The organism is Thalassospira sp. B30-1, from assembly GCF_015767575.1.
GTDB lineage: Bacteria > Pseudomonadota > Alphaproteobacteria > Rhodospirillales > Thalassospiraceae > Thalassospira > Thalassospira xiamenensis.
The window spans coordinates 2457468-2477500 of record NZ_CP065232.1; the positions used below are offsets into that span (position 1 = coordinate 2457468).

Sequence of the window (20033 nt, forward strand, 5' to 3'; positions counted from 1 at the left end):
CACCGATCCAGCCACCGCCGTCCGCAGATATCAAAAGACCGCACCGGAGGAATTTGAATGCCATCGTCCATGTCAAGAACCTATGCAAGGCGCAGCCTGCACAGCATCGTTGCCCATGATCTGGGAACCCGGATCGTCTCGGGCAAGCTGGCACCGGGCGATGTCCTCCCGACCGAGGCAGCCTTGAGTGAATCACTCGATGTCTCGCGCACGGCATTGCGCGAAGCCATCAAGATCCTCTCGGCCAAGGGGCTGATCGAAAGCCGTCCGAAAACCGGTACGCGCGTCAAACCGCGCAAAAGCTGGAACCTGCTCGACCCCGATGTTCTGTCATGGCATTTCCCCGATCCCGATCCGGCGTTTCTGTATGGCCTGTTTGAAACCCGCATGATCATCGAACCCAACACCGCCGCCATGGCCGCCGAACGCGCGACCGAGGAACAATTGGCCACGATCGAGGCCGCCTATACCGGCATGGAAAATGCCGAACTGGGTACCGAGGCCGTCTATATCACCGACCTGATTTTCCATCAGGCGATTTTGGATGCGTCGGGCAATGATTTTATGAAATCGTTCGGCATGCTGATTGAAACCGCCCTGATCGGATCGTTCCGCCTGTCATCGGGCGGGCCAAAGGCGCATGTCAAATCCCTGCCCGACCATTTCGCGGTCTACCGCGCCATCGCGCACCGCGAACCCGGCGACGCCCGCGAAGCCATGCGCAACCTGCTCAGCCGCACCATGCTGCAACTCCGCCAGCAGCTCGGCATGAAAAGCGAACATGACTGGGACGTGATCGGGCTTTGATACTGCTTTGACCGGTCTGTGATATCGCTTTGACACCGTCTTACGGCCCCGGCGATGTCATCGCCCTCAAACAGCGGCAAAAGACAAAAACGGGGCTGTCATCAGGACGGCCCCTTTTGCATTCCTCATACAAATAAAAAGCCATTTTTCGCCTCATAACGACCAAAACCCGTATTCCTCACATAAATAAAAGCCGGTTTTTCGCGCCTGGAATGGCCGCGCGCGATCCTCGACACGCCCCTTACCGATCCATTATTCACCAAAATTGAAAAATCGGATCGATTATGAAAAATAACTTCATAAAAAACCGGCCCCAAACCCCGCATTCTGACCGCCGGAATAAACGCCCCTGAAAACAATTCGGGCCGAAGCAGCCCTGCCGCCCCGGCCCGAATTCCCCCACCCGAAAAGGCTAAATCCGGCTCACCCCGCCCCGGCACGCATGCCCGAAAATGACCGGGTAATCAGGCGTTGCAGCACGATAAAGCCAAACAGAAGCGCCCCGATCATGATCTTGGTCCACCAGCTATTGAGCGACCCGTCAAACGCGATCAGGGTCTGGATCACCCCCATGATGATCCCGCCAAAGAACGTGCCCACCACAAAGCCCATGCCCCCGGTCAGAAGCGTCCCGCCAATCACCACCGCGGCAATCGCGTCAAGCTCGACCCCGACGGCTGCCAACGGATAGGCAGACGCGGTATAAAACGCGAAAACAACACCGGCCAAGGCACTGAAAAAGCCCGATAAAGTGTAAACCCGGATGATCGTGCCCTGCACCGGAATGCCCAGCAATTCTGCCGACTGACGATCCCCGCCAATGGCATAAACATTGCGCCCGAACCGGGTGTAATGCGCAATCACCACCCCGGCAATCACCGTCAATAACATCAAAAGCGCCGCCGCACTGATCCAGCCACGACCAGGCAGCGGGATTTTAAATCCGCTGAAATCGGCGACAAACGGATGATCAATCGGCACGGAATCAAGGTTGATCAAAAAGCACATCCCGCGCAGGAAAAACATCCCCGCCAGGGTGATGATAAAGGGCTGGATATCGAACTTGGCGATAATCACCCCCATGAAGGCCCCGAAAAGCGTGCCGACCGCAATCGAAATCACCACCGCCACCAAGGGATGCATGCCAAACCCGGTCACCAGTTCGGCCATCAGGACGCCGACAAAGGCAATCATCGACCCGACCGAAAGATCAATCCCGCCCGACAGGATGACGAATGTCATGCCGACCGCGGTAATGATCAGAAACGCATTATCGGTCAGAAGCGCACCCAGAACATAAGTATCTGAAAACGCCCGATGTTCGGCAATCCCGTAACCGTAAAGCAGGGCCAGCACCGCCAACGTGGCGAGCAACGGGTAATAACGTTCATTAATTTTCATCGGAATTCCCCCGCACCTTCCGGCTGCCGATCTTTTCCCACGCCTTGCCCGCCAGTTCGCGTGATTTCGGTGCCTGCACCAGCAGAACCACCATCACCACCGCCGCCTTGACGATCAGGGTATATTGCGACGGCAAACCCGATAACAGAATGCCCGTGGTCAGCGACTGAATGATCAGAACCCCGATCACCGTCATGCCGATAAAGAACCGCCCGCCCATCAGCGACGCACCGCCAATAACAACCGCCAGAATGGCATCCAGTTCAAGCCAAAGACCGGCATTATTGGCATCCGCCCCGCGAATGTCGGCGGCAATGATGATCCCGGCAAAGGCCGCACACAGCCCCGAAATCGCATAAGCCAGAAGCTTGATCCCGCGCGCATCAATGCCCGCAAGCCGACTGGCGCGCGCATTGCCGCCAACGGACTCAACAAACAGGCCAAGGGCGGTTTTGCGCATCACGGCGTAAAGCGCCCCAATCACCACCGCGGCAATGATCACCCGCCACGGAATGCCCAGCAGATACCCGCTGCCGATCCCTTCGAAAAACGCCCCGTGGAAGGTCACGATCTGCCCGTCGGTGATCATCTGCGCGATCCCGCGCCCGGCCACCATCAGGATCAGGGTCGCGATGATCGGCTGGATATCCAGATAGGCCACCAGCATCCCGTTCCACAGTCCACACAGCACCCCGGCGCCAAGGGCTGCCAGGATGATGACCGCCGGATGCAGATCGGTATCACGGATCAGGACCGCCATGACGGCGGCTGAAATCGCAATCACCGAACCCACCGAAAGATCAATGCCCCGCGTGCCGATGACCACCGCCATGCCGACCGCCACAAGGGCGGTTGACGCGCCGCGATGCACCACATCAACAAGCGACCCGTAAAGATGCCCGTCAACAATGCGAATATCAAAAAAGTCCGGCGATATGATGCCGATACCCAGAATGATCAGCACAAGGGCCGCCACCGGGCCAAACCACTGCCGGCTCAGCAAAGAAGATGCAGACATGGTGCTGCTTTCCCGTAATTTCTTTTTGTCCTGCAAGCTGGTCATCGTGCAATCGCCTCGATGATCCTGTCCTGCGTGATTTCGGCACCCGTCAGTTCGGAAACCTTTTGGCGGTCGCGCATCACCGCCACCCGGTCGGCAAAGGCAACGATTTCCTCAAGCTCGGATGACGCCACAAGCAGGGCCAGCCCCTCGTCACAAAGCTCCTTGATCAGCTTGATGATATCGGCATGCGCGCCCACATCAATGCCGCGTGTCGGCTCGTCAAGAATAAGGAAAATCGGCTTGGACACCAGCCACCGCGCCAGAATGACCTTCTGCTGATTGCCACCGCTCAGTTGCCCGACAGGCTTTTCGCTATCAGGTGTCGCAATCCCCAGCGCCCTGATCATCTCATCGGCGGTTTTCTGCTGCTCGGCGCGTGCAATCGGGCGCAGCCAGCCCCGCCGCCCCTGAAGCGCCAGCATGATGTTTTCACGCACGCTAAGCTCGGCAACAATGCCATCCTGTTTGCGGTCCTCGGGGCAAAGCCCGAAACCCGACCGGATGGCATGGCGCGGGGACCGCAGCATCACCGGCTCCCCGTCAAGGAACACAAGGCCGCTATCGGCCTTTTTCGCCCCGAAGATAAGCTCCGAAAGCTCCGTCCTGCCTGATCCCAGAAGCCCGGCAAGACCAACAATCTCGCCGCCCGAAAGGTCAAGCGTCACTGGCTCCAGCACGCGCTTCTTGCCCAGATTCTTGATCTGGATCTGGCGGCCCTTGCCGGTGAAATTGCTTTCATCCTGATGGCGGTGCGAACTGACTTCTGCCAGTTCCCGGCCCAGCATGTGATTGATCAGGTCAATCTGCGCCAGTTCCTTGGTGACAAACGTGCCAACAAGCCGCCCGTTGCGCAGGACCGTGATGCGGTCCGTGATTGCATAAACCTGATCCAGAAAATGGGTAACAAACACAATGCCAAGCCCCTTGGCACGCAATTCGCCCATGATGCGAAACAGGGTGCGGATTTCCTCGGCATCAAGGCTTGCGGTTGGTTCGTCAAGGATCAGAACCCGCGCATCAAGTGCCACCGCACGCGCAATCGCAACCAATTGCTGGATCGCTACCGAATAGGACCCCAGCGGCCGGTTGACATCAATATCAAGCCCCAGCGTTTCAAGGGCTGCCTTGGCATCACTTTCGGTTTTCTTCCACGAAATAAACCCGAATTTCAATGTCTGGCGTTCCAGCATCAGGTTTTCGGCAACCGACAGCGTGGGAACCAGGTTCACTTCCTGATAAACCGTCGAAATGCCAAGCGCCTGCGCATCACCCGGATGATTTGGATGGATTTCCTGCCCGTCAAGCAGGACGGTTCCGGCATCGCGCGGATGAACCCCGGTAATCACCTTGATCAGCGTCGATTTCCCGGCACCGTTTTCACCCAGAAGCGCGTGAATTTCACCGGATCGCAAATCGAAATCGACATCCTGCAAGGCTTTGACGCCGGGAAAAAACTTTCCCGCCCCGCGTACTGACAGCACGGATTGCGTCTTCTCAGACATGGATAGCCCCTCTCCCTTTATGTTCACTGGCCGGATGTGGCCGAACGCACCCTTGCCATCGACAAGGATGCGCCCAGACATCACGCCAGTTGCGTCACCCCAACCGCACGGTAAGGCGCACGGTCGTGGATAACGGCCTTACTTGCTGCGCATTTTGTATTCTTCGGCAGCGGTATCAGGCAGATAAAGCGGACCATTGGCCTTGATCCATTTCGGTACTTCCTTGCCTTCTTTGGCTGCGGCAATCGCATCAAAGGAAGGTCCGCCAAGATGCGGGTTCAGCTCGATGGTGGCGTTGGTGTCGCCATCGGCCATCGCCTTGAAGATATCGGGAACCGCATCGATTGATACGATCAGGATATCATCCCCCGGGTTCAGACCGGCTTCCTTGATCGCCTGCACCGCACCCAGCGCCATGTCATCATTATGCGCATAAACCGCACAGATGTTTTTGCCGCCATCTTCGGCTTTCAGGAAGCTTTCCATGACTTCCTTGCCGCCCGAACGGGTGAAATCGCCCGACTGGGACCGGATGATATTGATCCCCGGGAAATTGCCGACAACGGACTCAAAACCTTCCTTGCGGTCATTGGCAGCCGACGAGCCAACCGTGCCCTGAAGCTCGACCACATCGCAGACACCATTGGTTTCCGCCGCCAGCCATGCGGCGGCAAGTGCGCCTTCCACCACGAAGTCGGATGCAACCTTGGTCAGATACAGGCTTTCATCGGCCGCAACGCCACGGTCGACCAGAACGACGGGAATACCGGCATCCTTGGCTTCCTGAAGCACCTGATCCCAGCCGGTTTCAACAACCGGTGCCAGCAGAATGCCATCAACGCCCTGGGCGATGAAGGAACGGACTGCCTTGATCTGGTTTTCCTGTTTCTGCTGCGCATCCGAGAATTTCAGATCAATGCCGCGCTTTTCCGCTTCGGCCTTGATCGATGCCGTCTCGGACGTGCGCCAGCCGCTTTCCGACCCGATCTGCGAGAAGCCGATCATCATTTCGGCCTGTGCCGCAAAGGACAGACCAAGTGCAACACCAAGGGCTGCCGTCGACACCGCAAGCTGCTTGAGACTTTTCATTATTTCCTCCCTAAAGGCTGTTTTATTGCTAAAAGCCATATAGTAATACAATATGATTTGAAGGAACTCAACGGCCTAAATGCGCCTCCCCACTTTCGCGTATAAAGCGCGGTTGACAGCGGCCCAAAAACCCGCAAAGTCAAAATAAAACAGGGACTTCCAGATGAAACGAGGCGACATGTCCAAAAACCCGACCGCAATCCCGATACATCCGGCCCCGGCCGGAACCCTGCAAATCAGGACCGCAAAAATGCGAATCCTGCTCTCCCCCTTTGGGGCGCGCATCCGGGCGCTTTGGCTGAGAAATGACGACGGCACGGAAACCAATATCGCTGTCGGCCTGCCCGATGATGATGCCTATGCCACCCATGACAGCTATATCGGTGCGGTGTGCGGGCGCTATGCCAACCGCATTGCCAATTCGGCCTATATCGCCCCGAATGGTGACCGGGTGACACTGGCTGCGAACGAAGGCCCGACGCACCTGCATGGTGGCGTTACCGGCTTTGACCGGCACGACTGGTCGGTCGTACAAAACACCGATCACGAAATCGCCTTTCACCTCGAAAGCCCGGACGGGGATCAAGGCTATCCGGGGAATTTCGCGGCGACCGCAACCTATTCAATTGTCGCTGAAAATCGCCTGCGCCTTGAAATCAAGGCGACCTGCGATCAGACCTGCCCGGTCAACATGACCAGCCACGCCTATTGGAACCTGACGGGCCGATTTGATAAATGCGCGGCCCTGCATATCCTTGAAATCGATGCCGATGCCTATCTTCCGATTGACGACCGCCTGATCCCCCTTCCCGGTCGCTGCGACCTTGCCGGAACCGGCTATGATTTCCGAAACCCCGCCGTAATCGCGCAGAACCTCCTGAATGCCGATCAGGGCTTTGATCACAATTTCTGCCTCAATGGCACACGCGGCACCCTGCGCCCCATCGCCACCCTGTCCGATCCCGACAGCGGCCGGACGATGAAACTGTTCTCAACCGAGGCCGGATTGCAATTCTACCTCTCCCAGCATTTCACCAATGCTATGAAAACGCCGGACGGCAAAAGCCTTCACAAATCCGGCGGCATCGCCCTTGAACCCCAAACCTTCCCCGACAGCCCCAACCGCCCGGACTTCCCGAGCCCGTGGCTCAATCCGGGCGAGACTTACCGGCATGTGATCGAGTGGGAGTTTTCCTGACAGCATAAGCCCCGCAATTGCGGGGCCTTTTCGCCATTCAAACACATGTACAACAAACTCAAAGCGCCGCAACCACCCCATCCGCCCGCGGATCGGTGGCCCCTTCCATCACGCCATTGGCGCGCAGCAAAATGCCGCCCGCATGGCCCATCATGTCTTCGAAATCACCCACCACCTCAACCGCATGACCGGCTTTTTCAAGCTGCGTGATCAGGGCCGGATCAAACCGGCTTTCAAGTTTCAGCGTCGTGGTTTCCGCCCCCCATGTCCGGCCAAGCAGCCAGCGCGGCGCGGTGATGGCCGCCTGCAAATCCTGTCCGAACAGGACATTGCGGGTAAACACCGCCGCCTGGGTTTGCGGCTGTCCCTCGCCCCCCATTGTGCCGTATGTCAGCACATCGCCATTGTTCAGCCGCGCCATCGCCGGGTTGAGTGTGTGGAACGGTAACCGGCCGGGGCCGAGCTGGTTGGGGCCGTCACGCAGTGTAAAGCTCGCCCCGCGGTTCTGCCACAGCACCCCGGTTTCGGGAACCACAACGCCCGATCCGAATTCCCAGAAAATGCTTTGGATGTAACTGACGACCGTACCGTTTTTATCCGTCGTCCCCATCCAGATCGTATCACCCGGCTTGGCGATATGCGGCCATGGCAATGCGGTTTTCATATCGATCTTTGCCGCCTCGGCATCCAGCATCGCATCGCTCAGAAGCGACATCGGATCAATATCCATCCGGCCCGGATCGCCGATATAAGCATCGCGTTTGATAAAGGCACGCTTGGTCGCCTCGATCACGCCGTGGATATGATCAAATCCCTCGCCAGCTTTCACCCCCAGCCGGTCAAACAGGCCAAGGATCATCAGCGACGCGGCCCCCTGCGTTGGTGGCACCATATTGAAAACGGTGCCGCTTGATAGCTTCACCGAAAGCGGTGTGGTGGTTTTGGCGTGATAGGCTTCAAAATCGGATAACCGAAGCGGACTTCCCGCCGCCTCAAGCCCGTTGGCATTGGCGCGCGCGATATCACCCCGGTAAAAATCATCAAGCCCCGCCGTGCCAAGCTGCTCCAGCGTTGCGCCAAGGGCAGGTTGCTTCAACACATCGCCAATTTCGGGCACACCATTCGCGGCATAGGCTGCAACATAACCCGGCGCACCCAGAAGTTCCGGCAGCTTGTCGCGCGTCAGTTCATGCTGCGATTTCGTGATCGGCACACCGGCCCGCGCATGATGCACCGCATCGGCGACAAGGCGCGCGATGGGCAATGTACCGCCCAGTTTCCTTGCGATTTTTGCCGCCTCCATCCAGCCACCAATCGCCCCGCCCACGGTCAGTGCTGCCAGCGGCCCGCGCGCCGGGATTTTGTCATGGCCAAGGTCACGGTAAAATTCAGGGCTCGCTAGCCCTGCCGCCCCGCCGCACGCCCGGATCGCCACCGGGTCCTTGCCCGGTTCGGCAATCAGCCAGAACCCGTCACCGCCAATCGCATTCATATGCGGATAGACAACCGCAATGGTGGCCGCCGCCGCAATCATCGCCTCGACCGCGTTGCCGCCATCGCGCAAAACATCTCGCCCGGCCTGGGCAGCCAGATGATGCGGGGCTGTGACCATCCCGCCAAGGCTTGTTCTGGTTCTAAGCATTTCGGGGCCTCCTGATGGCGCAAAAATCTTTGGCATGCCGTATGTCCGGCATGTCCTGTTGTTCTTTGAAATCTATCGTGAAAATGATCCGGGTATCAGGCGATTTTCACATCGTGGACAAATCGCCTGATATTTCGGATCAGGACCTACCTGTTGCCTACCAGCCAATAAGATCCGGCAGCCAGCTTGTCAGTTCCGGGAAGATGAACAGCAGCACAAGGGCCAGTGCCTGAATACCGATAAACGGAATGACCCCGCGATAGATATCCATGGTCGACACCGATTTTGGCGCGACACCTTTCAGGAAGAACAGCGCCCAGCCAAAAGGCGGCGTCAGGAAGCTGGTCTGCAGGTTCATCGCCACAAGGATCGCAAGCCACGCCATGTCGATGCCGCTATTCATGAATACCGGCAAAAACATCGGCAGCGCGATATAGGAAATCTCGATCCATTCAAGGAAGAACCCGAGAACAAAGATCACCGCCATCATGAACAGAAGGTTGCCCATATCGCCCCCCGGCACCCATTCAAACATGGCATGCACCAGTCCCTCGCCGCCAAGCCCCCGAAACGCAAGACCAAAGGGCTGCGCGCAGATCAGGATGAAAAACACCATCGCACTGGTGATCAGGGTATCGCGCAACACATCGCGCATCACCCCGAAATTAAGCCGCCTGGTAAACAGCGCCAGAAGCAGCGCGCCAAGCGCGCCCATTGATGCGGCCTCGGTCGGGGCGGCAATCCCGCCAACAATCGACCCCAGAACCGCAAAAACAAGCGCCAGCGGCGGTAGCACGACCTTGGCAATCTTGAGCATAAGATCGCGCGTGGCGAGCGCATCGCGCTCGTCCTGCGGGATCGCGGGCACCATGTCGGGTTTGAAAATACCGAGTATCACCAGATAAAGGGCCAGCATCCCGGCAAGGATAAGCCCCGGCACCATCGCGGCGGCAAACAGCGTCCCGACGGATTCACCAAGAATATCGGCAAGCAGGATCAGAACAAGACTTGGCGGAATGATCTGCCCCAGCGTGCCCGATGCGCAAATCACACCGCACGCCACCCCCTTGTTATAACCGCGATTGATCAATGGTTGTAACGACAGCAAGCCGACCGTCACCACCGTCGCCCCGACCACGCCCGAAGACGCCCCCATCAGAACCCCGACAATCACAATCGCAAGCCCCATGCCGCCGCGAAGGCGGCCCATGGCATGGCCGATCACATCAATCAGTTCTTCGGCCAGTTTCGACTTTTCAAGCATCACCCCCATGAAGATGAAAAGCGGCAGGGCCAGAAGCGTATAGTTGGTCACAACCCCGTAAATGCGCGCGGGCAATAAATTGAAAAGGCCGGTGCCAAATCCCAGAATGCCAAAGGCAAAACCCGAAATCGCAAGCGATATCGCCACCGGCACCCCAAGCACGAGGAAGCCGAAAAAGCCGCCGACCATGCCAATGGCCAGCCATTCATTACCAGTCATGTTCGATTATTCCCCAGGCACTTCGGTGGCGGTTTTATGGGTGGCGTATCCGGCATCATCGGGCTCATCGGCGGCTTGCCCCGCCCCGGCCACCTGCCGGAAATTGATCAGGGCCTGCGCAATCGCCTGCACGAACAGCAACCCGAACCCGACCGGGATAAACGCCTTAAGCAGGAAACGATAAGGCAATCCCCCCGGATCGGGTGAACCTTCGCCCATCATGATCGACTGGTTCACATAGGGAATGGCAAACCAGATGATCGCCGCACCAAGAATGACCATCAGCACCGCCGAAAACAGATCAATCATCGCGCGGGCCCGGTCGCTTAGCCGGTCATAAAGGAAATCGACCCGTACATGGCCGCCATGCCGCATGCCATATGCCATCCCCAGAAGGGCAATCGGTGATACCAGATGCCATTCAAGTTCCTGCATGGCGACACTGCCGGTATTGAACACATAGCGCAGCAAAACATTGCCGCCGACCACCAGAACAAGCGCAAGACCGCTTAACGCGGCCGCCCATCCGGCAAAATCAACGATATATCCCAACACACGGTCGGGAAATGGTTCGGGAAGCGGTTCTGACAACGGTTCTGTACGGGTCGAATTCATGTCAGCTCATCCCGTCTTTGGATGAAATGATGCCGTGATAGGGCTTTTCACTCACCGCGGCCCATTCACGGTGCGTATCGCGGAACGCCATAAACGCATCATGGACCTTTTTGGTCAGCGGGTCCTTGGCGGCTTCGGCTTCCAGCGTGTCGTTGGTGATGCCTTTAAGCTTGTTGACCACATCATCGGGAAGGGTTTGGGCAATGACGCCCTCGTTCTCGACCAGATCACGAAGGGCCGCGGCATTGTTGGCCTCGCACCAGGAATGACTGTCAAGATTGCATGCCTGGGCGGCGTTTTTGACAATCGCCTGAAGATCGGCCGGAAGGCTTTCCCATGCTTTCTGGTTGATCAGAAGCTCGGTCACGTTGGACGGTTCGTGCCAGCCGGTGGTGTAGTAATATTTCGCTGCCTTCTGAAGGCCCAGACGCCGGTCCTGATACGGGCCGACAAACTCGGCGGCATCAATCACGCCACGTTCAAGGGCCGGGAAAATCTCGCCGCCCGGAAGCAGCTTCACCTCAACCCCGATCTGCTGATAGACCTTGCCGGCAAGACCCGGAATACGCATTTTCAGGCCATTGAAATCATCAAGGCTTTCAATCGGTTCGCGGAACCAGCCGGTCATCTGAACGCCGGTATTGCCCATCGGGAACGCAATCAGGCCATAGGGCTGATACAGTTCATGCCAAAGCTCAAGCCCGCCCGCATGATACAGCCACGCATTCATTCCCTGGAAATTCAAACCAAACGGAACGGTGGTGAAATACTGTGCGGCAAAAATCTTGCCCGCCCAGAAATAGGCATTGGCCGCATTCATCTCGACCGTACCGGCCTGAACGGCGTCAAAGCCTTCAAGGGCGGGGATCAGTTCACCAGCGGCAAAATGCTGGATGTTCAGACGCCCGCTCGACATTTCCGTCACACGTTTGCAGAAATCCTCGGGGCTGCCCGGGCCGGTCACGTAAAACGGCGAACCCGGACCATAGGCGTTGGTCATCTTCCAGTTAAAGCTCTCCTGGGCACGCGCGATATGCGGCGTCGCAAAAACAGCCGCCCCGGCCGCCGCCCCGACTACCGCCGTGCCGAGTGCCGATTTCGTCAGAAAGTCGCGTCTTTTAAGGTTGGTCATCGGTGTCTCCCTGATAGAGAAAGCGCAATACGCGGATAATATCATCGAACGGATCTTGGCCCGCATTGTGTATACACCGTGCAACCGACGTGCCATCTGTTATATTTCAATAAGTTAACTTATTTCAAGCCTCAACAGACCCTCTTTTGCTGTTTATTTTTTAATCATATTTAATTGCTGCACTACATACATGCATATTAATTAAACATATTGCAGGGTGACGCCGGGGACGGAATCCCGCACGCGACAGTTGCGCTTGGATTTTGCGGGAAATATCATGTATACGTCGGTTGTATAGGGTGCCCAAAAAGCACGAAAAGAGCACCAAGCATCAATCAACAACAAGATCAAAGGGTCGAAACGGCACATGATCCATCTGCAGCAGGCCCCGCAACCTTCACCCGAACCGGTCGGCATTGCGCAAAAACTCTGCCAGTCTCTCGAAGACGATATTGTCACCGGCGTGCTTGTTCCCGGTGCCCGGCTTGAAGAAACCCAGCTTGCAAAACGCTTTGGCGTGTCACGCACCCCGGTCCGCGAAGCCCTGCAATTGCTGACCGCGACCGAACTTGCCGAAAAAATCCCCAATCGCGGGGTTTATGTCTCGCTGGCAACGCCGGAACGATTGACCGCAATGTTTGAAAGCATGGCCGAACTCGAAGCCACCTGCGGGCGGTTGGCTGCCAAACGCATGACAAGTGGCGAACGCCACGCGCTCGAAGAACTCCATCACGAACTGGCCCATGCCATGCGCTCGGGTGACAGCCCGGCTTATGAAAGCCAGAACCGTGAATTTCACAATGCGATCTATGCCGGAACCCATAATGACGTGCTGGTCGAAGTCACCCAGGCCGTGCGTCGGCGGGTTGCCCCCTTCCGCCGGGTACAATTCAACAGCCTGCCCCGCCTTGCCTCCTCGCACGAGGAACATCAGGGCATCGTCGATGCCATCCTGCGTGGCGATCACAAGGCCGCCGAAGAACTGCTTTACGCCCACATCATGTCGGTCCATGACGTCAGTCAGGAATATCTGGCAACACTCCGCGCCGAAAGCGACCATCGCGCGCTTCTGATCGCCAAATAAAAAACCTCACCGGTCACGCATCCGCCGCGCCAGAACATGATCAAGCGAAAATTTACCCGCCCCCGTGATCACCAGCATCAGCAACACAAAAACCCATAACATCCGCTGATCGATCAACTGATCGGGCTGCCCGTCAAAAAGCGCGCCCGCCGCCGCACCGTGGGCTGTGATATCCACCACGGTCTGCACCGCCACAAACCCGATCATGCCAAGCGCCCCCAAACGCGTAAACAGGCCCAGCACGATCAGAACCGGCAAAACGAATTCCGCCAAAGTCCCGGCAATCACAATGATATGCCACGGGAAAAACGGAATGGCCGCCGTGTCATATAAATACTGATCGGCAATCGACGGCACGATCTGCGCAAACGCCCCGGCACTGGGGAAACTATCCCCCGCCACCTTGGTCATTGCGCTATTGAGGTAATAAGGCAGCAAAATCGCGGCAAACCACAAACGTGCCGAAAGCCCGATGAACCAGCCATCGGTCCGCGCTTCAAGTGCACCAAACAGGCACCTATGCAGCCCGGTCATTCTTTTGATCGCTGTTTGCATTTTATGTCTCCCTCAAACCGGCAAACGCCCCGGCGGCAATCAGTTGGGCAAAGGTGGATGTCACATCAAATTGCGGATCGCGGGCGATTGCGGCAGCAAAGGCATCGGCAACCTGTGCCTGATCCAAAAGCCTTCCTGCAAAAATAGCCCCGGCATCGTCCAGCAGGATTTGCTGCACCGTCATGTCAGGCCGGGTGATCAGGATATTTTCCCCGCATTGCACAATAGGCCGCTTTTCCGACCCTTCCTGCTGGCATTGCCAGATCGCATGGATGGGAAAACCGGACCGCACAAGAAAGCAGGCCGAATGACGCACAAAGGCAACCGACGCCAGATCATTCACAATGCCTTGCAGCATTTCCGACGTGGTCACCGCATCATCGGCCGCATGCAGGGCTTCCAGCCTTGCGCGTTCCAGCCGCGCCATATCGGAAAGATACGGCACTGACGCCGCGACATCGAAACCATCAATGAAATCGGCAAAACCGGCCCCATAAAGCGCAAGCGACCCGGGGCGTGCTTTCTCGCCCCGGAAAAACACCTGCGCCATCGCCCGAAAGAATTCCTCCCCCACCAGCTTCGCCACCACCGGATAAGCCGCGATTAACGCATCGCCAAGCCCGCGATGGACATTGTTGCGATAAATCGCAAACCGTTCCGCCATCGCCGGGTCAAGGCCATCGGGCCGCGCAGACGGGTCTGCTGCCATCAGGGCACGGGAAAATTCCCCCTGAAGAGTCCGCGCCTCAATCATAACGCCACCCGCATCGGGCCAACTTTCGAAAACCGCTCAATGCGCCGATCTGCAAGCGCCGCCTCGGCCCGAAGCGTCGCCCAATCGGGCACATCATTATCCCATTCAATCAGGGTCGGTCGCGCGCCAATCCGCGCAATCAGGCGATCAAACAGCGCCCAGACCGGATCGGCCACCGGTCGGGAATGGGTATCGATCAAAACCTTCTCATCAGCATTGGCATCAACCTCATGCCCGGCCAGATGGATTTCCCCGATCAGATCACCGGGGATCGCATCGATATAATCCCCCGCGTCAAAGCCCAGATTGCAGGCCGAAATGTAAATGTTGTTTACATCGATCAGCAATCCGCAACCCGAACGCCGTGCGGCCTCGGTGATAAAATCAATTTCCGGGATCGAATTTTGCGGCAATGCAAGATACGAGGTCGGATTTTCAATCAGGATTTTGCGCCCTGTTGCCGTCTGCACCTCGTCAATCGCCTCAACCAGTTGATTAAGCGACTGTTGCGTCATCGGTGTCGGCAAAAGGTCGGCCATATAAAGCCCGCCATGGCTTGACCATGCAATATGTTCCGACAGCATGGCGGGCTCAAACCGGTCCACCAGACGCTTGAGATCGGCCAGATGGTGGGGATCAAGCCTCTCCCCGCCGCCAAGGGACAGTCCAACCCCGTGCATCGATAATGGATAATCGGCGCACAAGGCTTCGAGCACCGCCAGGCGCGGCCCACCGGCCACCATGTAATTTTCCGGATGGATTTCAAACCAGCCGACCTGCTTGGGCTGGCCGATCACGTCATCGGCGTGTTCGCCCTTGAAGCCGACACCGGCCCGATTTGGCAATCTGTTGCTGCTTTGGCTATTGATCATGGCAAGCCCCCGAAAAAAGGATGCCGACCCGCATTGGCGGATCGGCATGATCACATCAGGACTTCGGCAGATCGCGCTCAAGCGCCTCAAGGCTTCCCATAACCTTGCGCCCATCGGCGGTCGTAAAGCTCATATCCGCGCATGTCCCGGCCGGGACCAGCTTCCAGGCATTGCCCTGATAATCAACTTTCGATGTCCCGGCACATGTGGTGCCCGGCCCGGCGGCACAGTCATTCTGCCCGGCAAGCGATACGCCAAAGCATTTCTCCTTGGCACCCTCTGCCTGCGCAGAATGAACAGAAGCAAGCGAAACAGCCGCCGTCAGCGCTGCGCCCAATACCAATGCATTTTTCATGATGTCATCCCTTTTGCGTGAAACCCGATCGCCGGTGTTGGCGATGTCTTTCTGGTAGCAGCCGGGCGGATCATCGTCATTGCAACTTCGGCACACGAAATATCAAGTCAGTGTGAGAGTTTCCCGGCATTTCATCACGGATGCGTGAAATCATCACCTCACTTGCGTCGAACAAACACCGGACTCGCACCGCAAAATCCCCAACGCGGATAAGCGGACTCCGATATCGGGAATCCGAAATCGGACCTCGTCAGCCGCCCCCAAAACCCGAAAACTCAATTTCATTTCCATCATTATTATCACTTTCAGGTGATCACCACTCTTCCTCCCAAGCCACAATTACTGGCAACAAAAACCTCACACGACCACCATGAACCCGTCAAATGGCGCCGAATCACATTCAAGAAACAATCTTTTTAAAACAATTAATTAGCTCCACATTTCACGGCTTTCTCCCTCCTGCCGGACGCCTGCATCAGATAGGACAAAGACCTCCCCCGCGCCACAGATCATCAAACACGGAATTTTAGTTCAAATTTGATAATTTTGATAAAATTGATAATTTATGTTGCCTCTTTTTACACAGCACCCTATGGAGATTCCTGTTTGCCATAACCCGGTGTCATAGAGGCTCACATGAACCAGATCAGCGAAGACATACAGATCCACACAGACGTGCTTAGAAACCAGAATGAACTGCGCAACAATCTGCGCTCGCATTACGACTTCATCGTCTGCGGCGCGGGATCAAGCGGCTGCGTCATTGCCGCACGGCTTGCCGAACGCGAAAACATCCGCGTCCTGCTGCTCGAAGCCGGTGGCGACGATACCGCCCCCTCCGTCATGGAACCTGCTCAATGGCCCGTAAACCTTGGCAGTGAACGTGACTGGAGCTTCATGGGGCAACCCGCCCCATCGCTCAACGGGCGCAGATTGCCGCTCAGCATGGGCAAGGGACTGGGCGGCGGATCAAGCATCAACGTGATGGTCTGGTCGCGCGGCCACAAAGAGGACTGGGACTATTTCGCCGCCAAATCCGGTGATCCGGAATGGGGCTATAAATCGGTTCTGGAATATTATCGCCGCATCGAAGACTGGCAGGGCACGCCGGATCCGGCGCGCCGCGGCAAAGGCGGCCCGGCCTATGTCGCACAACCCTCTTCCCCGCAACCCATTGCACAGACCATGGTCGATGCCGCTGGTCTTTTGGGCATACCGGTATTCGATAGCCCGAACGGGCGGATGATGGAATGCACCGGCGGGGCGGCGATTGCCGATCTGCGTATCAAGGATGGCAAACGCCAGTCCGTTTTCAGGTCTTATACCTACAAGGCCATGCACCAGCCAAACCTGACGGTCCTGACCGGCGCGCTTGTTTCCAGCCTGATATTTGACGGCAACAAGGCCGTCGGTGTCGAGGTCATGCTCGACGGTAAAATCCGACAGTTCCGCGCCACCTGCGAAACGATCCTGTCTCTTGGTGCGGTCAACACTCCCAAAGTGCTGATGCAATCGGGCATCGGTCCCGAGGACGAGCTGAACAGACATGGCATCAAGGTACGTCAACACCTGCCCGGCGTCGGTCAAAACCATCAGGATCACATCGCCTTTGGCTGCACATGGGAATATCGCAAGCCCGAGGACGTCGGCGGCGGCGGGTGCGAGGCAACCGTGTACTGGAAAAGCAACTCCCGCCTCCAGCAACCCGACATCCTTCAATGCCAGCTTGAATTCCCCGTTCCCTCACCTGCCGAAGCAGAATTGGAAACCCCTGAACATGGCTGGACAATGTTTGCCGGACTGGCCCAACCCAAAAGCCGCGGACGGCTGCGCCTATCCGGTCCGACCATGTACGATAATATGCTTATCGAACCAAATGCGCTCAGCGCCCCCGAAGACGTGACAGCAGCCCTTGCCGCGGTCGAATTGTGCCGCGAAATCGGCAACCATTCGGCATTCACTCCGCTGGTTCGCGGCGAAACCGCGCCACGATCGCGCAATCATGCTGGCCTTGTCGAATTTGTCCGCAACTCGGCCGTCACATACTGGCATCAATCCTGTACCGCAAAAATGGGTCTCGACAGAATGTCCGTGGTTGACGCCCGGCTCAGAGTCTATGGCATCGAAAACCTCCGCATCGCCGATGCCTCGATCATGCCGCGCATCACGACCGGCAACACGATGGCGCCCTGCGTTGTCATCGGCGAACGTGCTGCGGACATGATCCTTGCCGCACACGATACGCAACTTGCCGCCGGAATAAAGCAACAGCGCCCTGATCCCTCATAGCCCCCCGCTGTTGCTTTTCGTGAGGCCGGAAAGATTTTCTTTTCCGGCCTCACACCCTTAATGACCTGCCCTTTGATGACCGACACTCGCGCCAACGGCAACGCCACCGGGAAAGATCGCGCAGGCAGCAACCTTCGGCCATAAGGAAGCTTCCTCGCCAGAAGGGCGCAAAAGTAGTCCCGCGACGATCAAACCGCGCCGTCAAACTTTCCATTTCTTGCACTTTTGGCAAATTTTGCTATTTCATTGCTTATAAGAAATGGGTGATTGATGTGAAAGATATCCTGACGACAGCCAAGGCGGCGGAAATTCTGGGCGTATCCATACGCACCGCCCAGCTCTGGGTCGAAAGCGGCCAGCTCCCTTCATGGAAAACCCCCGGCGGGCATCGTCGCATACCGCGCCAGGCGGTCATGGATCTGGTGGAACACAACACGCCCGAACAATACCTGCCGCTAAGCGCCCGGGCCATCATCCTTGCGGGCGAAGGTCGGGCTCCTGACTGGCGCACACATGGCCTGAAGGGATCGGGTCTTTTACTGGACGTCACCGAAGACGCGCTGGAAGCCCGGAAATGGCTCTCCTTTACCTGCCCGATGCTTGTTCTTATTGAAAATGCCACGTCAGGTAACAACAGAAAACTGCTGGCCGAGCTGCAAGCTGATCAGCGCTTCCGGCAGACGATCATCATCTCATCGGCTGAAAACACGCAAAACACGGAAAACGCAGTCAATCCCATCGGCCATGACCGGCTGCAATTGCCCCTCTATCCCGATGTCGCGGCCACCAGTGCCGCAATCCTCAAACATCTGACTGTGTCAGCCAAAAAAAGAGCCGCCCCCACGGGCTATCCGCTCCCCTGGAACGAGCGCGTCCGGCTCGAAGCCGTAAGACAGTCCGGCCTTGTCGGCTCCGGCCCGGAGGCAAGCTTTGACAACCTGGTCAATCTGGCCGCATTCGCCACCCGATCGCCGGTTGCCATGTTCACGCTGGTAACCCAGACGGAACAGTGGTTCAAATCCCGCACGGGTTTCGAAGGGGACTCTACCCCGCGCGAATGGGCGTTTTGCAACAAAACCCTTTACGAGAACGACCTGACAGTTATCGAAGATCTGACGAAAGACCCTCATTTTTCGACCAATCCGGCCTTGTCCGAGCCCTTCGGATTTCGCTTTTATGCCGGGGCCCCCGTGCGCGACCCGCTCGGCTTTGCCCTTGGGTCGGTCTGCGTCATAGATAAAATTCCCAGATCATTGAGCCAGCCGGAACGCGATGCGCTCTCAACAACCGCCGATGCGGCATCAAACCTGATCCGGCTTCGCGCTCTTGAACGTGAAATCGAACGGCATCGGGAAATATAACCGCCTTTCGCGCAACCAGACCGGCATGAAACGACAAAACCCCTGACCAGTAAAGGCCAGGGGTTTTGCGAAGTCGTTGAACAGGGAATATGGAGCTGTGTTTGGAAGGCCCGGCGGTGACCTACTCTCCCGTGCCTTAAGACAAAGTACCATCGGCGCAGGCAGGTTTCACTTCTGAGTTCGGGATGGGATCAGGTGGTTCCCGGCCGCTATGGCCACCGGGCCGTCGAAACACAGCGAAGAGATCGGAGTTTTTGTGATGCGATATTGGTTGTTTTGTATTTTGCTTTGGCGGGTTTTACCGCTGCGCAAGAAGTCAGGACAGTCAATTAGCAAGAGGGATCAATCAAGCCGATCGATCAATTAGTACTGGTTAGCTTCACGTGTTGCCACGCTTCCACACCCAGCCTATCAACCTGGTGGTCTTCCAGGGATCTGATAGGGATACCTAGTCTTGAAGGGGGCTTCCCGCTTAGATGCTTTCAGCGGTTATCCCTTCCGCACTTAGCTACCCGGCGATGCTCCTGGCGGAACAACCGGTACACCAGAGGTGCGTCCATCCCGGTCCTCTCGTACTAGGGACAGCTCTTCTCAAGTATCCTACGCCCACGGCAGATAGGGACCGAACTGTCTCACGACGTTCTAAACCCAGCTCACGTACCACTTTAATTGGCGAACAGCCAAACCCTTGGGACCTGCTCCAGCCCCAGGATGTGATGAGCCGACATCGAGGTGCCAAACACTCCCGTCGATGTGGACTCTTGGGGAGTATCAGCCTGTTATCCCCGGCGTACCTTTTATCCGTTGAGCGATGGCCCTTCCACGCGGGAC

General features: G+C 57.2%; 17 protein-coding genes and 2 rRNA genes (1 of these 19 only partly in view). 5 read left to right on the top strand and 14 right to left on the bottom strand.

Annotated features, from left to right (window positions below; genetic code table 11):
* The first annotated feature begins 57 nt into the window (after positions 1-57).
* Positions 58-807, top strand: coding sequence for a FadR/GntR family transcriptional regulator (locus IT971_RS11930; RefSeq protein WP_082822678.1), 750 nt, complete (start codon positions 58-60; stop codon positions 805-807).
* A gap of 423 nt (positions 808-1230) precedes the next feature.
* Here the strand turns inward: IT971_RS11930 and yjfF are convergent, their stop codons facing one another.
* From yjfF to IT971_RS11950, 4 genes are all read right to left on the bottom strand, one after another.
* On the bottom strand, positions 1231-2208 hold the full coding sequence (gene yjfF / locus IT971_RS11935; RefSeq protein ID WP_037991563.1) for a galactofuranose ABC transporter, permease protein YjfF: 978 nt from the start codon (positions 2206-2208) through the stop codon (positions 1231-1233).
* Entirely contained in the window at positions 2198-3226 is a 1029-nt protein-coding gene (locus IT971_RS11940; protein ID WP_051682342.1) for an ABC transporter permease, read from the bottom strand. The genes yjfF and IT971_RS11940 overlap by 11 nt, the downstream gene beginning before the upstream one ends.
* A 41-nt stretch (positions 3227-3267) precedes the next feature.
* Positions 3268-4773: a sugar ABC transporter ATP-binding protein gene (locus tag IT971_RS11945; protein ID WP_063091824.1), complete on the bottom strand. Its 1506-nt coding sequence runs from the start codon at positions 4771-4773 to the stop codon at positions 3268-3270.
* 138 nt (positions 4774-4911) lie between these two features.
* Positions 4912-5862, bottom strand: coding sequence for an ABC transporter substrate-binding protein (locus tag IT971_RS11950; protein ID WP_063091823.1), 951 nt, complete (start codon positions 5860-5862; stop codon positions 4912-4914).
* Between the two features lie 178 nt (positions 5863-6040).
* Here IT971_RS11950 and IT971_RS11955 point away from each other — a divergent pair, with 178 nt between their 5' ends.
* Complete coding sequence (locus IT971_RS11955) at positions 6041-7060, top strand: aldose epimerase family protein (RefSeq protein WP_223305246.1); 1020 nt, start codon at positions 6041-6043, stop codon at positions 7058-7060.
* 58 nt (positions 7061-7118) lie between these two features.
* On the opposite strand, the gene IT971_RS11960 is transcribed toward IT971_RS11955, so the two are convergent.
* The 4 genes from IT971_RS11960 to IT971_RS11975 form a co-directional block, all read right to left on the bottom strand.
* Positions 7119-8702, bottom strand: a complete 1584-nt coding sequence (locus IT971_RS11960) for a gamma-glutamyltransferase family protein (RefSeq protein ID WP_063091821.1) — start codon at positions 8700-8702, stop codon at positions 7119-7121.
* Between the two features lie 157 nt (positions 8703-8859).
* Complete coding sequence (locus IT971_RS11965) at positions 8860-10185, bottom strand: TRAP transporter large permease subunit (protein ID WP_063091820.1); 1326 nt, start codon at positions 10183-10185, stop codon at positions 8860-8862.
* Positions 10186-10191: 6 nt separating this feature from the next.
* Positions 10192-10800 (bottom strand): TRAP transporter small permease subunit, encoded by a 609-nt coding sequence (locus tag IT971_RS11970; protein ID WP_063091819.1) that lies wholly within the window; start codon positions 10798-10800, stop codon positions 10192-10194.
* A gap of 1 nt (position 10801) precedes the next feature.
* Positions 10802-11932, bottom strand: coding sequence for a TRAP transporter substrate-binding protein (locus tag IT971_RS11975; protein WP_074624814.1), 1131 nt, complete (start codon positions 11930-11932; stop codon positions 10802-10804).
* 367 nt (positions 11933-12299) lie between these two features.
* On the opposite strand from IT971_RS11975, the gene IT971_RS11980 reads away from it, so the two are divergent.
* Positions 12300-13016, top strand: a complete 717-nt coding sequence (locus IT971_RS11980; protein WP_063091818.1) for a GntR family transcriptional regulator — start codon at positions 12300-12302, stop codon at positions 13014-13016.
* A 6-nt stretch (positions 13017-13022) separates the two neighbouring features.
* Here the strand turns inward: IT971_RS11980 and IT971_RS11985 are convergent, their stop codons facing one another.
* From IT971_RS11985 to IT971_RS12000, 4 genes are read right to left on the bottom strand one after another with little or no spacing between them, the layout of a single operon-like run.
* Positions 13023-13571, bottom strand: a complete 549-nt coding sequence (locus IT971_RS11985; protein ID WP_082822679.1) for a DoxX family protein — start codon at positions 13569-13571, stop codon at positions 13023-13025.
* A 1-nt stretch (position 13572) separates the two neighbouring features.
* Positions 13573-14325, bottom strand: a complete 753-nt coding sequence (locus tag IT971_RS11990) for a DNA-binding domain-containing protein (RefSeq protein ID WP_063091817.1) — start codon at positions 14323-14325, stop codon at positions 13573-13575.
* The gene (locus IT971_RS11995) at positions 14322-15197 is read right to left on the bottom strand and encodes a DUF692 family multinuclear iron-containing protein (RefSeq protein ID WP_063092011.1); all 876 of its coding nucleotides are present in this window, start codon (positions 15195-15197) and stop codon (positions 14322-14324) included. The genes IT971_RS11990 and IT971_RS11995 overlap by 4 nt, the downstream gene beginning before the upstream one ends.
* A gap of 55 nt (positions 15198-15252) precedes the next feature.
* The gene (locus IT971_RS12000) at positions 15253-15552 is read right to left on the bottom strand and encodes a DUF2282 domain-containing protein (RefSeq protein WP_063092010.1); all 300 of its coding nucleotides are present in this window, start codon (positions 15550-15552) and stop codon (positions 15253-15255) included.
* Positions 15553-16188: 636 nt separating this feature from the next.
* Here IT971_RS12000 and IT971_RS12005 point away from each other — a divergent pair.
* Both IT971_RS12005 and IT971_RS12010 read left to right on the top strand, forming a co-directional pair.
* Positions 16189-17841 carry a GMC family oxidoreductase gene (locus tag IT971_RS12005; protein WP_007092464.1) on the top strand — a complete coding sequence of 551 codons (1653 nt, stop codon included), beginning with the start codon at positions 16189-16191 and terminating at the stop codon, positions 17839-17841.
* A gap of 272 nt (positions 17842-18113) precedes the next feature.
* Complete coding sequence (locus IT971_RS12010) at positions 18114-19202, top strand: helix-turn-helix domain-containing protein (protein ID WP_139190026.1); 1089 nt, start codon at positions 18114-18116, stop codon at positions 19200-19202.
* 108 nt (positions 19203-19310) lie between these two features.
* On the opposite strand, the gene rrf is transcribed toward IT971_RS12010, so the two are convergent.
* Both rrf and IT971_RS12020 read right to left on the bottom strand, forming a co-directional pair.
* Positions 19311-19425 (bottom strand): 5S ribosomal RNA (rrf, locus tag IT971_RS12015).
* Between the two features lie 119 nt (positions 19426-19544).
* Positions 19545-20033: ribosomal RNA gene (locus IT971_RS12020) — 23S ribosomal RNA — on the bottom strand; it runs 2261 nt beyond the window's last position.

Coding starts and splice junctions, on each gene's coding strand:
- IT971_RS11930 (WP_082822678.1), top strand. CDS start 58: ATGCCATCGTCCATGTCAAGAACCTATGCAAGGCGCAGCCTGCACAGC.
- yjfF (WP_037991563.1), bottom strand. CDS start 2,208: ATGAAAATTAATGAACGTTATTACCCGTTGCTCGCCACGTTGGCGGTG.
- IT971_RS11940 (WP_051682342.1), bottom strand. CDS start 3,226: ATGTCTGCATCTTCTTTGCTGAGCCGGCAGTGGTTTGGCCCGGTGGCG.
- IT971_RS11945 (WP_063091824.1), bottom strand. CDS start 4,773: ATGTCTGAGAAGACGCAATCCGTGCTGTCAGTACGCGGGGCGGGAAAG.
- IT971_RS11950 (WP_063091823.1), bottom strand. CDS start 5,862: ATGAAAAGTCTCAAGCAGCTTGCGGTGTCGACGGCAGCCCTTGGTGTT.
- IT971_RS11955 (WP_223305246.1), top strand. CDS start 6,041: ATGTCCAAAAACCCGACCGCAATCCCGATACATCCGGCCCCGGCCGGA.
- IT971_RS11960 (WP_063091821.1), bottom strand. CDS start 8,702: ATGCTTAGAACCAGAACAAGCCTTGGCGGGATGGTCACAGCCCCGCAT.
- IT971_RS11965 (WP_063091820.1), bottom strand. CDS start 10,185: ATGACTGGTAATGAATGGCTGGCCATTGGCATGGTCGGCGGCTTTTTC.
- IT971_RS11970 (WP_063091819.1), bottom strand. CDS start 10,800: ATGAATTCGACCCGTACAGAACCGTTGTCAGAACCGCTTCCCGAACCA.
- IT971_RS11975 (WP_074624814.1), bottom strand. CDS start 11,932: ATGACCAACCTTAAAAGACGCGACTTTCTGACGAAATCGGCACTCGGC.
- IT971_RS11980 (WP_063091818.1), top strand. CDS start 12,300: ATGATCCATCTGCAGCAGGCCCCGCAACCTTCACCCGAACCGGTCGGC.
- IT971_RS11985 (WP_082822679.1), bottom strand. CDS start 13,571: ATGCAAACAGCGATCAAAAGAATGACCGGGCTGCATAGGTGCCTGTTT.
- IT971_RS11990 (WP_063091817.1), bottom strand. CDS start 14,325: ATGATTGAGGCGCGGACTCTTCAGGGGGAATTTTCCCGTGCCCTGATG.
- IT971_RS11995 (WP_063092011.1), bottom strand. CDS start 15,197: ATGATCAATAGCCAAAGCAGCAACAGATTGCCAAATCGGGCCGGTGTC.
- IT971_RS12000 (WP_063092010.1), bottom strand. CDS start 15,552: ATGAAAAATGCATTGGTATTGGGCGCAGCGCTGACGGCGGCTGTTTCG.
- IT971_RS12005 (WP_007092464.1), top strand. CDS start 16,189: ATGAACCAGATCAGCGAAGACATACAGATCCACACAGACGTGCTTAGA.